Consider the following 13,613-nt stretch of genomic DNA (forward strand, 5'->3'; position numbering starts at 1 on the left):
CACCAGCAACGAGGCACGAGCAGCAGCACTTGCAGCCTGGATCGAGCACTACAACACTGAACGCCGCCACAGCGCACTCGGAGGACGACCGCCCATCAGCCGGCTACCAACCTAACGGCCGGATACACCTAGGCCCCGACGGCCACCGGCCCGGCCCCGCGGCAAAGCGCTCACCAACCCCACTACCTAAGCCGCCACCACCCCACCGACGCCGGTCCGCCCCGCGGGTGTCCCCACCAGCTCCACCGTCACCCCCGGCCGCACGCGTTCCCCGAACACCGCCACGATCGCGTCCGTCACCCCGGCCACCAGCCGCGCCACGAGGTCGTCCGCGTCCGGGCGCTCGAAGGCGGCCTCCCGGATCCCGAAGGTCACCGCCGGCGCCGGCGCCTCCGCCGGCTTGCCCCCGATGCCCCACCGGTTCGCGGGCACCCCGGCCAGCCGCACCACCGCGATCTCCCGCGCCCATTCCCCGTACACCGCGACGATCGCCTCGGTCAGGCCCTCGATCAACTCGGTCTCCCGCCCGGCGAGGTCGCTCTCCAGGACGTGGACGGTCAGATGTGGCATCTCAACTCCCAAAGTAGATTTGCAAGCAAAGATAATCTCGCCCGGAGTGGCTGTCAACCACGCGCGCACCCCTTAGGGTGGAGGCGTGAAGGTCAACTCACCCGAAGAGCTGGCGACGGAGCTGGACCGGGTCGGCTACCTCGCCGACGAGGGCGTCGCCACCGCCGCGTTCCTCGCGTTGCGCATGCAGCGCCCGCTGTTCTGCGAAGGCGAACCCGGCACGGGGAAGACCTCGCTGGCCGTGTCGCTGTCCGAGGCGCTCGGCCTGCCGCTCGTGCGGTTGCAGTGCCACGAGGGCATCGACGCCGCACAGGCGCTGTACGAATGGGACTTCCCGCGCCAGCTGCTGCACCTGCGCGCGCTGGAGGCCGGCAGCGAGCACCTGGACGTCGACGCCGCCGAGCAGTCGCTGTTCACCGAGCGGTTCCTGCTGGCCCGGCCGCTGCTGCGGGCGCTGAAGGAGTCGCCGTGCGTGCTGCTGGTCGACGAGATCGACCGCGCCGACGACGAGTTCGAGGCGTTCCTGCTGCAGCTGCTCGACGAAAACGCGGTCACGATCCCGGAGTTCGGCGAGATCCGCGCCGCGCGGCCGCCGCTGGTGCTGCTGACCTCCAACCGCACCCGCGAGGTGCACGACGCGTTGAAACGGCGCTGCCTGTACCACTGGCTGGAGCACCCCGACCTGGCCCGCGAGGTCGCCATCCTGCGCCGCCGGCTGCCCGGAGTCGGCGAACGGCTCGCGACGCAGGTGGCCGCGGCCGTCCGCCGGCTGCGTGAGCTGGAGCTGCTGAAGCCGCCGGGCATCGCCGAGTCGCTGGACTGGGCGCAGGCGTTGCTGACGCTCAACCGCAGCGAGCTGGACGCGGAGGCCGCGGCCCGGACCCTCGGCGCGGTGCTCAAGTACTCCGAGGACCTCGACCGCGTCCGCGCCAAGCTCGACACGGTGCTGTCCTAGCCGACCCGGGCGAGCGCCTCCGCGATGCCGCGCCCGCCGATCCACCCGCGCCCGTCCGGCGTCGCGTACTCGACGAACGTGAGCACCTCACCGGAGTCCGTGGTGCAGGACGTGTGCTCCAGCACTTCGCCGGTCACCGCGGGCGAGTCCAGGTAGACCTCCCGCAGCAGCTGCCACAACTCCTTGGCCGTCACCTCCGCGCCGGTGCGGTCGGTGTGCCGCTGGACGTGCCGGGCGAAGTCGATCTGCAGCCGCCGCGGCAGTTCGATCCCGTACTCGCTGCTCAGCAGGTGGGCGATGCCGCCCTTGCCGGACTGCGAATTGACCCGGATGACCGCCTCGTACGTACGGCCCAGATCAGCCGGATCGATCGGCAGGTACGGCACGCGCCATTCGAGTTCGTCCGCGGGGACGCCGGTCGCCGCCGCGCGTGCCCGGTGCTCGGCGAAGCCCTTGCGGATCGCGTCCTGGTGCGTGCCGGAGAACGCGGTGTGCACCAGGTCGCCGACGTAGGGATGCCGCTCGTGCACCGGCATCCGCGTGCAGTGCTCGACCTCCCGCCGGACGCGGTCGATGTCCGAGAAGTCGATCATCGGGTCGATCCCCTGGGCGTGCAGGTTCAGCGCCAGCGTGGCGATGTCGACGTTGCCGGTGCGCTCGCCGTTGCCGAAGATGCAGCCCTCGACGCGCTGGGCCCCGGCGAGCAGGGCCAGTTCCGCGCAGGCGATCCCGGTGCCGCGGTCGTTGTGCGGGTGCACCGACAGGATCACCGAGTCGCGGCGGTCGAGGTTCTGGTGGACGTACTCGATCTGGTCCGCGTAGACGTTCGGGGTGGCGACCTCGACCGTGGCGGGGAGGTTGAGGATCACCGGCCGGTCGGGACTCGCCTCCCACAACGTGGTCATCGCCGAGCACAGGTCGAGCACGTAGTCCGGCTCGGTCAGGTTGAAGACTTCCGGGGAGAACTCGAACCGGACGTCCTCCCGGTCCCCGGTCAGCCGGAGGATGTCCGCGCCGCCGGCCACGATCATCGCCGTCAGCTCGTCGCGGTCGCGGCCCAGGACGACCTCGCGCCAGACCGGCGCGGTCGCGGCGTACATGTGGATCACCACCGGGTTCGGCATCCCGGCGACCGACTGGACGGTGCGTTCGATGAGGTCGCGCCGGGCCGGGGTGAACACGACGATCGTGACGTCCTGCGGCGCGAGCCCGGTTTCCGCGATGAGCCGGACGAAGTCGTAGTCGGTCTGCGAGGCCGACGGATAGCCGACCTCGATCTCCTTGTACCCCATCTCGACCATGAGCCGGAAGAAGCGCCGCTTGCGTTCCGGGTCCATCGGTTCGGCCAGTGCCTGGTTGCCGTCGCGCAGGTCCACCGGGACCCACAGCGGTGCCTGGGTCAGCCGGTTGCCCGGCCAGTCGCGTTCGGACAGTGGGACCGGCACGCGGGAGTACACGTCGCGGTAGCGGTGGGAGGGCATGGGGGAGGGGCGCTGGGGATTCCAGCGGTACATGTTCGCGTTTCCTTCTGGTCGCGGGGCGACCGGCGCAACACAGCTCCCACGGCGGGGAGCCGGTCCGGTCAGGCCCCGCCGTGGCGGTGAAGCAGAAGGAGAACGCGGGTGATCACGGGCTGGAAAGTACCACAACTCGCCCGGCGCGCGCCCCGGCCACGGAGCGCGCGCCGGGCGGCCCTCAGCCGTTGAGCCGGGCGAGCAGGTAGGCCTGCGGGACCGACTCCAGTTCGTGGGCGGGGTCGCGAACCGTCCGCGCCGTCACGCTGAACCCGGCCTGTGCCAGCAGATCGGCGATGCGGTCCGGCGGCAGGCGGTAGGCGTCGGCGGACACGGCGTGCCCGTACGCCTGCTCCACGCGCTTGCGCTCGTCACCGACCTGGAACGCCATCAGCAGGTGCCCGCCCGGCACCAGCACCCGCGCGAACTCGGCGAACACCGACGGCAGCAGCTCCGGCGGCGTGTGGATGATCGAGTACCAGGCGAGCAGCCCGCCGAGGCTGTCGTCCGGCAGGTCCAGCTCCGCCATCGCGCCGATCTCGAACCGCAGGTGCGGGTACCGGCGCCGCGCCTCGGCCACCATCCCCGGCGACAGGTCGATCCCGAACACCGGCACGCCCAGCGAGTCCAGGTGGATGGTGATCCGGCCCGGCCCGCAGCCGACGTCGGCCACCTGTCCGCCGTCGGCCAGCACGTGCTCGGCGAAGACCCCCAGCATCGCCCGGTCCATCGGGCTCTGCGCCAGGTTGTCCTCCAGTGTCTTCGCGTAGTCGATCGCGACGGTGTCGTAGGCCGCGCGAGTCATGTCGAGGTAGGTCACGCGGGCGACCGTATCGGGTCCGCCCGCGCCCGGCGGTGCGACGCGCCGCCGGGAAAATCGTTGCCGTGCAAGAAGAATCAGCGGCGCAGTCCGTGCTCCACGAGATCGAAGGCGCGGTCGATCACCGCGGGCTGGTCGCGGTGCACGTCGTCCGGATCGTCGCCGTCCAGCAACCGCCGGCACACGTGGTCGAAGATCGAGTCGATGGTGGCGGCCAGCAGGTTCGCCGTCAGCCGCGCCTCCAGTGGATCGCCGGTCTCCTCGGCGAGCAGCCGGGCGAGCAGGTCGGCGATCTCCCGGGACTGCTCGTAGGTCCGGGTGACCAGAGCGGGGCTGGCGTGGAGGATCTTCAGGAACCCCGGCGTGCCGGGCAGCGTGCCGGCCAGCGGGTGCCGCTGGGCCACCAGCTCGTGGTGATACCGCCGCAGCGCGGTCACCACGTCCTGGCCGGCGGGGCGCTCCCGGATCACCCGCTCCAGGTCGCGGAGCCGGTCGGCGTGCCGGTCGAGGAACAGGTCCTCCTTCCGCGGGAAGTAGTTGAACACCGTCATCTTCGACACCCCGGCCGCCTCGGCGACCTCGGCCACCGTCACGTTGTCGAAGCCCCGCACGGCGAACAGGCCGGTGGCCACGTCCGAAATGCGCCGTCGCGTGGCCAGCTTCTTCTCCTCGCGCAGTCCCACGCGCTGATCCTATGCCGAATAAAAGATTTGACCGAGTACAAGATTTTCCGGCAGCATGGCGTCATGGACTTCGACGTGGTGATCTCCGGGGGCGGGCCGGTCGGCCTGATGCTGGCGTGCGAGCTGCGGCTCGGCGGGGTGGACGTGCTGGTCGTGGAACGCCGGACCGAGATCGATCCGACCCTCAAGGCCGGCGCGATCAACCTCGTGACGGCCGAGGCGCTGTACCGGCGCGGCCTGCTGGACCGGCTCGAGGACGAGCGCGACCGGGCGCTCCGGGCGCTGGGGGCCGGGGCGGCGCTGCGGAACTCGCCGCCGCCGCTCGCCGGGCACTTCGGCGGGATCATGGTCGGCGCGGACCTGGTCGACCTCACCGATCCCGCGTTCCGGGACGCGGGACCCGCGGCCCGCCTGACCCTGGTGGGCCAGCAGGCCGTCGAGAAGGTGCTGGAGGAGCACGCGACCGGGCTGGGTGCGGTCGTGCGCCGCGGCGCCGAGGTCACCGGGTTCGACGCCGGCGACGACGGCGTGACCGTCTTCCTCGGCGGTGACCGGGTCCGCGCCGGCTGGCTGGTGGGCTGCGACGGCGGCCGCAGCCTGGTGCGCAAGCTGGCCGGGTTCGCCTTCCCGGGCACCGATCCGGAGATCACCGGACGCCAGGCGCTGGCCGACCTCGACGGCGCCGAAGCGCTCGGGCTGGGCTGGCACCGCACGAACACCGGCGTCTACGCGCACGGCCCGCTGCCCGGGCGGATCCTGACCGTCGAGTTCGACGGCCCGCCCGCCGACCGCACCACGCCGGTCACGGCGGCGGAACTGCAGGACAGCATCCGGCGAGTGTCCGGAGTGGACGTCACCGTCACCGCGCTGCGGTCGGTGACCCGGTTCACCGACAACGCCCGCCAGGCCACCACCTACCGCCGGGGCCGGGTGCTGCTCGCCGGGGACGCGGCGCACGTGCACTCGCCGTTCGGCGGGCAGGGGCTCAACCTCGGCATCGGCGACGCGGTCAACCTCGGCTGGAAACTCGCCGCGACCATCCGCGGCACCGCGCCGGAGGGGCTGCTCGACACCTACACCGTCGAACGGCACCCGATCGGCGAATGGGTGCTGGAGTGGACCCGGGCGCAGATCGCGGCGATGCGGCCGGATCCGCACACCAAGGCCCTGCGCTCGGTGCTCACCGACCTGCTCACCAGCGGCGACGGGTCGACGTACCTGGCGAAGAAGCTGTCCGGGGTGCTGCACCGCTACCCGGTCGACGGCGACCACGACCTCGTCGGCCGCAGCGCGCCGGACTTCGAGTTCAGCGACGGCAGCCGGCTGGCCGACCACTGCCACGACGGGCGGGCCGTGCTGATCGGCGCGCGGATCGACGACGACCGGGTGCGCGTGGTGCCCGGCAAGTGCGTCCAGCAGCCCGAACTCAAGGCCCTGATCAGGCCGGACGGGCACGTCGCGTGGGCGTCCGAGGACGGCGGCACCGACGGCTTGACGAAGGCGTTCGCGACCTGGTTCGGCACGCGCGACCCCTCGCATCGGATTTTCGCGTAACAATGGGCGGGTGAGCACCCGGGATCCGCTGGCGGGATTCGTCGGCTTCGCCACCGCGCTGCGCGAAGCCGGCGTCGCGTGCGGGCCGCAGCGGGTGCAGGCCTACCTCGACGCGGTCGAGCGGCTCGACGTCGGCGAGGCGGACCAGCTGTACTGGGCGGGCCGGCTGACACTGTGCTCGGACCCGGACGACCTGATCCGCTACGACGACGCGTTCGCGCAGTGGTTCGCCGCCGCGCCACCGGAACCGCGGCCGGCCACGGTCCGCCGCGAGCAGCGGTCCCGCATGGCGGCCCTGGTGTCCCAGTCCGCGGGCCAGGGGGAGGCCGAGTCGGACGACGACGAGCTGCGCGTCGCGGCGACGGACGCGGAGGTGCTGCGCGAACGCGATCTCGCCGAGCTGTCCAAGGCCGAGCGGGAGCACCTGCGGGAGCTGATGGCGGTGCTGCGGCCGCAACCGCCGATGCGGAAGTCGCTGCGCAGCAGGCCGGCGCGCCGCGGTTCGCTCGACCCGGGGCGGACGCTGCGCGCGATGCTGGCCGGCGGCGGGGAACCGGTGCGGCTCGTGCACCGGAACCGGTCGAACCGGCCGCGGCGGGTGGTGCTGCTGCTCGACGTGTCCGGCTCGATGAGCCCGTACGCCGACTCGCTGCTGCGGTTCGCGCACGTCGTGGTGCGCCGGGCGCCGGCCGCGGTCGAGGTGTTCACCCTCGGGACCCGGCTGACCAGGGTGTCCCGGCAGCTGCGGCAGCGCGACCCGGAACGCGCGATGCTCGCCGCCGGCACCGCGGTCCCCGACTTCGCCGGCGGCACGCGGCTGGGCGAGACACTGCGGATCTTCCTGGACCGCTGGGGACAGCGCGGGCTCGCGCGCCGCGCCGTCGTCACGGTGTTCTCCGACGGCTGGGAACGCGGGGATCCCGGCCTGCTCGGCGAGCAGATGGCGCGGATGCGCCGTCTGGCGCACGCGGTGTTCTGGGTGAACCCGCACGCGGGACGCGAAGGCTACGCTCCGGTGCAGTCCGGCATCGCGGCCGCGCTCCCGCACGTCGACCGCTTGCTGGCCGGCCACAGCCTGGCCACCCTGGAACGACTGCTGCTGGAGATCCGCGATGCATGACGTACTGGACGAGTTGTACAAGCGCTGGCGCGAGGGCGAGGCCGTCGGCGTCGGGACCGTGGTGGCCACGTTCTCCTCGGCGCCCCGCGCGCCGGGTGCGGCGATGCTGGTCACCGAGGACGGCACGGCCGTCGGCAGCGTGTCCGGCGGCTGCGTCGAGGGCGCGGTGTACGAGCTGGCGCAGCAGGTCGTGGCCGACCGCGAGCCGGTGCTGCAGCGCTACGGCGTCAGCGATGACGACGCGTTCGCGGTCGGCCTGACCTGCGGCGGGATCATCGACATCTACGTCGAGCGGATCGACCGGGAGACCCTGCCCGAGCTGGGCGACGTCGTGGACTCGGTGCACCGGGGCGAGCCGGTCGCCGTCGTCACCGTGATCGAGCACGAGGACCCGGAGCGGCGCGGGCGGCACATGATCGTGTGGCCGGACCGGACCGCGGGCACGCTCGGTACCGACCGGATCGACGACGCGGTCGCCGAGGAGGCGCGCGGCCTCCTCGCCAACGGGCGCACCGGAACGCTGCACTACGGGCTGGAGGGCGAGCGGCGCGGCGAGGGCATGGCGGTGTTCGTCAACTCCTTCGAACCGCAGCCGCGGATGCTGGTGTTCGGCGCGATCGACTTCGCGGCGGCGATGGCACGCATGGGCGCCTACCTCGGTTACCAGGTCACGGTGTGCGACGCGCGTCCGGTGTTCGCCACCGCGTCGCGGTTCCCGGAGGCCGACGACGTGGTCGTGGACTGGCCGCACCGCTACCTCAAGGCCGAGGCGGAGGCCGGCCGGATCGACCGGCGGACGGTGATCGCGGTGCTCACCCACGACCCGAAGTTCGACGTGCCGCTGCTGGAGGTCGCGTTGCGGCTGGACGTCGGCTACATCGGGGCGATGGGGTCGCGGCGCACCCATGAGGACCGCCTCACCCGCTTGCGGGAGGCGGGGTTGACGGAGGAGGAACTGTCGCGATTGGCCTCCCCGATCGGACTCGACCTCGGGGCCCGCACACCGGAGGAGACCGCGGTGTCGATCGCCGCGGAGATCATCGCGTTGCGGTGGGGCGGCGGCGGGAAACGGCTCACCGAACTGTCCGGGCGCATCCACGGCTGACCCTCTCGCACGTGCACGACTGGCCCTTTCGCACCTGTGCGGGTGGTCAGTTCGTACGAGGCAGTTCCGCGTTTGCGGTGGGACAGCAGGGATTTCCGCGCAGGTGCGGGAGCCGGGGTGAAGTGTCACCCAACCAGGACTTGTCCGATCGGCACGGACGTAGCACGCTCGCGTGTGAAGCCGATCACCCAGCTCCCACCACTGGAGGCCTCATGCGCATCACCGTCAACGTGGACGGAACCAGCTACACCGACGAGGTCGAACCCCGCACGTTGCTCGTTCACTACCTGAGGGAGACGCTCGGGAAAGTCGGCACCGTCGTCGGCTGCGACACCAGCAACTGCGGTGCCTGCACGGTGCACCTCAACGGGCACAGCGTGAAGTCCTGCTCGGTCCTCGCCGTGCAGGCCGACGGTGCCGAGGTGACGACCATCGAGGGCCTGGCCCGCGACGGCAAGCTCCACCCCGTGCAGGAAGCGTTCCACGACAACCACGCCCTGCAGTGCGGGTTCTGCACGCCGGGCATGATCATGCAGTCGATCGACCTGCTCGCCGACAACCCCAACCCCGACGAGCACGCCGTGCGCGAGGGGCTGGAAGGAAACCTGTGCCGCTGCACGGGTTACCAGAACATCGTCCGGGCCGTGCGCGACGCCGCGCAGCGGATGAGCCCGGGCGCGGGCCCGGAGGCCGAGCGCGTGTCCGGTGACGACGTCAGCCGCGCGCCCAGCGCGTTCGCGGGCGGGGGCGAGTGACATGACGTCGACGATCGAGCCCGAGGTCGGCAAGGCGCGCGCCCGCAAGGAGGACGCGCGGCTCATCACCGGCCGCACCCGCTGGACGGACAACATCACGCTGCCCGGGATGCTGCACGTGGCGATCCTGCGCAGCCCCTTCGCCCACGCCCGGATCAATTCCATCGACACGGCCGCGGCGCGGGACATGCCGGGCGTGGTGGCCGTCTACACGGCCCGCGACCTCGACCCGGACAGCGCCATCGGCATGCCGTGCGCGTGGCCGATCACCCCCGACATGAAGCAGCCGCGACGGCCCGTGCTGGCCGCCGACCAGGTCAACTTCGCCGGTGAGGGTGTCGCGGTGGTCGTGGCCCGCAGCAAGGCCGAGGCCGCCGACGCGCTCGAGGCCATCGACGTGGACTACGAGGAACTGCCCGTGGTCCTCGGCCTGGAGAACGCGCTCGCCGACGGTGCGCCGCTGGTCCACGAGGAGCTGGGCACCAACAAGCAGGCGACGTGGGTCTTCGACTCGGCCGAGGCCGGCACCGGCGGCAACGTCGAGGAGGCGCTGGCCGGCGGTGAGGTCGTGCTCAAACGCCGCTTCCGGCAGCAGCGGCTGGTCCCGGCGTTCATGGAGCCGCGCTCGGTGGTGGTCGACCCGACCGGAGCCCAGATCACCATGTGGTCGGCCACCCAGGTGCCGCACATCCTCAAGACGATGACGGCGCTGACGCTCGGCATCCCCGAGCACAAGCTGCGGGTCATCGCGCCGGACGTCGGCGGCGGGTTCGGCGGCAAGATCGCCGTACTGCCCGAGGAGACCATGGCGGTCCTCATCGCGCAGAAGCTCGGCAAGCCGGTCAAGTGGACCGAGACCCGCTCGGAAACCATGCAGACCGCGCACCACGGGCGCGACCAGATCCAGGACATCACCATCAGCGCGAACCGCGACGGCACGGTCACCGGCCTCAAGGTCGAGCTGCTGGCCGACATGGGCGCCTACAACGGCCTGGTCGGGCCGGGTGTGCCGATCCTGGGCGCGTTCATGTTCAACGCGATCTACAAGATCCCGGCCTACCACTTCGCCTGCACGAACGTGTTCACCAACACCACGCTCACCGACGCCTACCGCGGCGCCGGACGGCCGGAGGCCACGTTCGCGATCGAGCGGATGATGGACGAGCTGGCCGCCGAGCTGGGCATGGACCCGCTGGAGCTCCGCGAGAAGAACTGGATCAAGCACGAGGAGTTCCCGTTCACCACGGTGTGCGGGCTGACCTACGACTCGGGCAACTACGAGGCCGCCACCGAGCGCGCCAAGGAGCTGTTCGACTACGAGGGCCTGCGCCGCGAGCAGCGGGAACGCCGCGAGCGCCAGGATCCGGTGCAGCTGGGCATCGGCATCTCGACGTTCACCGAGATGTGCGGCCTGGCGCCGTCGCGGGTGCTCGGGTCGCTCGACTACGCCGCCGGCGGCTGGGAGCACGCCGCCATCCGGATGCTGCCCACGGGCAAGGTCGAGGTCGTCACCGGCGCGTCCGCACACGGGCAGGGGCACGAGACGGCGTGGAGCCAGATCGTGGCCGACCGGCTCGGCGTCGCGTTCGAGGACATCGAGGTCATCCACGGTGACACGCAGTCCTCGCACAAGGGCATGGACACCTACGGGTCGCGGTCGCTGGCCGTCGGTGGCATCGCGGTGGTCAAGGCCGCCGAGAAGGTCGTCGACAAGGCCCGCGCGATCGCCGCGCACCTGCTGGAGTGCTCGCCGGACGACCTGGAGTTCGAGGGCGGCAAGTTCACCGTCCGCGGCACGGACACGTCGACGACGATCCAGGACGTGGCGTTCGCGACGTTCGCCGCGCACAACCTGCCCGACGGCATGGAGCCCACGCTGGACTCCGAGGCCGTGTTCGACCCGGAGAACTTCTCGTTCCCGCACGGCACGCACCTGTGCGCCGCCGAGGTGGACACCGAGACCGGGCGGGTGCGGCTGCGCTCGTACGTGTGCGTGGACGACGTGGGCAAGGTGGTCAACCCGCTGATCGTGGAGGGGCAGGTGCACGGCGGTCTCGCCCAGGGCATCGCGCAGGCCCTCTACGAGGAGGCGGTGTTCGACGAGAGCGGCACGCTCACCACCGGCACGTTCGCCGACTACCTGCTGCCCTCGGCGGCCGACCTGCCCTCGTTCGTCACCGACCGCACGGAGACGGCGGCGACGTCGAACCCGCTGGGCGTCAAGGGCGTCGGCGAGGCCGGCACGATCGCCTCCACCCCGGCGGTGGTCAACGCGGTGGTGGACGCCGTGCGGCACTTCGGGGTGAACGACATCGAGATGCCGTGCTCGCCCATGCGGGTGTGGTCGGCGATCCACCGCGGCCGCACCGACGCCGGTGGCGTCGGCGCGGAGGCCGGCGGCGGACTGGGTTCCATCGACGCTTCGGGAGGTGTGCAGTGATCCCCGCTGCCTTCGACTACGTCGCCCCGTCCACTGTGGACGAGGCGGTGCAGGCACTGGCCGCGGCCGGTGAGGACGCCAAGGTCCTGGCTGGCGGGCAGAGCCTGCTGCCGGTGCTGCGGATGCGGCTGGCCGCACCGACGACGCTCATCGACCTCGGCAAGATCACCGAGCTGCGGGGCGTCCGCGACGACGGCGACGCGATCGTCATCGGCGCCATGACCACGCACTACGACGTGCAGCGCGACCAGCTGGTCGCCGAGCACGCCGCGCTGCTGGCCAGGGCGACCGACACGGTGGCCGACCCGCAGGTGCGGCACCGGGGCACGTTCGGCGGTTCGATCGCCCACGCGGACCCGGCGGGCGACCTGCTGGCGCCCGCGCTGGCGATGGACGCGGAGATGGTGATCGCGAGCAGCAGCGGCAGGCGGACCGTGCCGGCGGCGGAGTTCTTCCAGGACTTCTTCACCACGGTCCTGGACCCGGGCGAGATCCTGGTCGAGGTCCGCGTGCCGAAGCACACCGGCTGGAAGGCGCACTACGAGAAGTTCAACCGGGTCGCCCAGGCGTGGTCGATGGTCGCGGTGGCGGCCACGGTCCGCACGGACGGCGACACGATCGCCGAGGCCCGGGTGGCGCTGACGAACATGGCGTCGGTGCCGGTGCGCGCCACCGCGGTGGAGCAGGCCCTGATCGGCCAGGCAGCGTCGGACGAGACGATCCGCGCGGCGGCCGCCCACGCCGCCGAGGGCACGAGCCCCACAGCGGACGGCAACGCGGACGTCGAGTACCGCCAGGAGCTGGCAAAGGTCCTGACGGGCCGAGCGGTCTCGGCAGCGCTGGCCGCGGTCTGAGCCGCGTGGGTGGCCACCCCCGCAGCTCGGGGTGGCCACCCACGCACGACCGCACCAGGCGGACGCCCCCCAGCCGCGGCGAGTAGTCACCCACCGCCCACCCGCACAGCCGGACGCACGCACGACCACCATGCGCACCGCCACTCACGCGCCCACCCACTCACCGGGCCCGCAGCCCCCACCGCGCACACCCGCCCAACATGCGCACGGCCTCACGCGCTCATTCCCACTCACCGGGCGCGCAGCCGCCGCCGCGCCCACAGCCCTCACCGCGCACACCCACCCACCATGCGCACAGCCCCCACCGCGCCCATAGCCACCGATGCGGGTCCCTCGAAGTCACCGACATGCCGGTTCCGGCACTAAGGTGGCTCCGAGGGACTTGCAGCTTTCTGGAGAAGGGAGGTCGGCCCGTGCGGCTCGACCATGAATTCACCGTTCCGGCCCCGCCAGCAGAGGTGTGGAAGGCGGTCACCGACCCGGAACGCGTTGCCCCCTGCATGCCGGGCGCGACCCTGACCAAGGTCGAGGGTGAGACGTTCACCGGCACGGTCAAGGTGAAGCTGGGGCCGATCTCCCTGCTGTACAAGGGCTCCGGCGAGTTCGTGGAGACCGACGAGCAGGCCCGCAAGATCGTGATCAAGGCCTCCGGCAAGGACTCCCGCGGCGCCGGCACCGCGGCGGCGACCGTGACGGTGACGCTGGCCGAGGACAACGGCGGCACCAAGGGCACCGTGGCCACGGACCTGAACGTCACCGGCCGCCCGGCGCAGTTCGGCCGCGGCATGATCTCCGAGGTCGGCGGCAAGATCCTGGACCAGTTCGCCGCCAACCTGGCCGACCGCCTCGGCACGCCGGAGGCCCCCGCGACCCCGGCGGCGGAGGAGAAGCCGGCCGAGTCCGGGGTGACCACCGAGCCGGCCCCGGACAAGCCCAAGCTCGAAACGGTCAAGCCCCAGCCACAAGAAGCCGAGGCGATCGACCTCTTCGAGTACGCGGGCAGCTCCGTCACCAAACGCCTGGCCCCAGTGCTCGCCGGGGTCGCCGCGGTGGTCGGCATCGTGGCGATCGTGCGGCTGATCCGCCGCCGCTGACCCGCCGCCCGCGCCGAGCGGGCACACACCCGCTCGGCGCGCCCCGCGGGTACACCAGGGGCGGTCCACGCCCCAGGCAGCCCAAGACGCGGCCGCACGCACACCTGAACGCTCGGCGCGCCTGCCCGCCCTGCATGACTGCCCACCCC

General features: G+C 72.0%; 13 protein-coding genes. 9 read left to right on the plus strand and 4 right to left on the minus strand.

Annotated elements, in window-relative coordinates:
- On the plus strand, positions 1-115 hold a 115-nt coding region (locus tag D0D15_RS33415), incomplete at its 5' end, for an integrase core domain-containing protein (protein WP_162830614.1).
- A 71-nt stretch (positions 116-186) separates the two neighbouring features.
- Here the strand turns inward: D0D15_RS33415 and D0D15_RS33420 are convergent.
- Entirely contained in the window at positions 187-570 is a 384-nt protein-coding gene (locus D0D15_RS33420) for a tautomerase family protein (RefSeq protein ID WP_094004069.1), read from the minus strand.
- Between the two features lie 85 nt (positions 571-655).
- Here D0D15_RS33420 and D0D15_RS33425 point away from each other — a divergent pair, with 85 nt between their 5' ends.
- On the plus strand, positions 656-1,525 hold the full coding sequence (locus tag D0D15_RS33425) for an AAA family ATPase (RefSeq protein ID WP_094004070.1): 870 nt from the start codon (positions 656-658) through the stop codon (positions 1,523-1,525).
- Here D0D15_RS33425 and D0D15_RS33430 read toward each other — a convergent pair.
- The 3 genes from D0D15_RS33430 to D0D15_RS33440 all read right to left on the minus strand — a co-directional run bounded on the left by D0D15_RS33430 (position 1,522) and on the right by D0D15_RS33440 (position 4,542).
- A complete protein-coding gene (locus D0D15_RS33430; RefSeq protein ID WP_094004071.1) occupies positions 1,522-3,039 on the minus strand; it encodes a 2-isopropylmalate synthase in 1,518 nt (505 codons plus the stop codon). The two genes, D0D15_RS33425 and D0D15_RS33430, sit on opposite strands and share 4 nt — an antisense overlap.
- Before the next feature lie 181 nt (positions 3,040-3,220).
- On the minus strand, positions 3,221-3,844 hold the full coding sequence (locus D0D15_RS33435) for a class I SAM-dependent DNA methyltransferase (RefSeq protein ID WP_094004163.1): 624 nt from the start codon (positions 3,842-3,844) through the stop codon (positions 3,221-3,223).
- A gap of 92 nt (positions 3,845-3,936) precedes the next feature.
- Positions 3,937-4,542 carry a TetR/AcrR family transcriptional regulator gene (locus tag D0D15_RS33440; RefSeq protein WP_094004072.1) on the minus strand — a complete coding sequence of 202 codons (606 nt, stop codon included), beginning with the start codon at positions 4,540-4,542 and terminating at the stop codon, positions 3,937-3,939.
- Positions 4,543-4,605: 63 nt separating this feature from the next.
- Between D0D15_RS33440 and D0D15_RS33445 the strand changes: the two genes are divergently transcribed.
- The 7 genes from D0D15_RS33445 to D0D15_RS33475 all read left to right on the plus strand — a co-directional run bounded on the left by D0D15_RS33445 (position 4,606) and on the right by D0D15_RS33475 (position 13,464).
- Complete coding sequence (locus D0D15_RS33445; protein WP_094004073.1) at positions 4,606-6,096, plus strand: FAD-dependent monooxygenase; 1,491 nt, start codon at positions 4,606-4,608, stop codon at positions 6,094-6,096.
- Between the two features lie 10 nt (positions 6,097-6,106).
- Positions 6,107-7,216, plus strand: a complete 1,110-nt coding sequence (locus tag D0D15_RS33450) for a vWA domain-containing protein (RefSeq protein ID WP_094004074.1) — start codon at positions 6,107-6,109, stop codon at positions 7,214-7,216.
- Positions 7,209-8,321: an XdhC family protein gene (locus D0D15_RS33455; protein ID WP_115945027.1), complete on the plus strand. Its 1,113-nt coding sequence runs from the start codon at positions 7,209-7,211 to the stop codon at positions 8,319-8,321. The genes D0D15_RS33450 and D0D15_RS33455 overlap by 8 nt, the downstream gene beginning before the upstream one ends.
- 212 nt (positions 8,322-8,533) lie before the next feature.
- Positions 8,534-9,076 carry a (2Fe-2S)-binding protein gene (locus D0D15_RS33460; RefSeq protein WP_094004076.1) on the plus strand — a complete coding sequence of 181 codons (543 nt, stop codon included), beginning with the start codon at positions 8,534-8,536 and terminating at the stop codon, positions 9,074-9,076.
- Between the two features lies 1 nt (position 9,077).
- Positions 9,078-11,516, plus strand: a complete 2,439-nt coding sequence (locus tag D0D15_RS33465) for a xanthine dehydrogenase family protein molybdopterin-binding subunit (protein WP_094004077.1) — start codon at positions 9,078-9,080, stop codon at positions 11,514-11,516.
- The gene (locus D0D15_RS33470; RefSeq protein ID WP_094004078.1) at positions 11,513-12,370 is read left to right on the plus strand and encodes an FAD binding domain-containing protein; all 858 of its coding nucleotides are present in this window, start codon (positions 11,513-11,515) and stop codon (positions 12,368-12,370) included. Before D0D15_RS33465 ends, D0D15_RS33470 begins: the two co-directional genes overlap by 4 nt.
- 413 nt (positions 12,371-12,783) lie before the next feature.
- Complete coding sequence (locus tag D0D15_RS33475; protein WP_094004079.1) at positions 12,784-13,464, plus strand: SRPBCC family protein; 681 nt, start codon at positions 12,784-12,786, stop codon at positions 13,462-13,464.
- Positions 13,465-13,613 lie beyond the last annotated feature (149 nt).

Origin of the sequence: Amycolatopsis thermalba (genome assembly GCF_003385215.1) — a bacterium.
Classification (GTDB): Bacteria; Actinomycetota; Actinomycetes; order Mycobacteriales; family Pseudonocardiaceae; genus Amycolatopsis_E; species Amycolatopsis_E thermalba.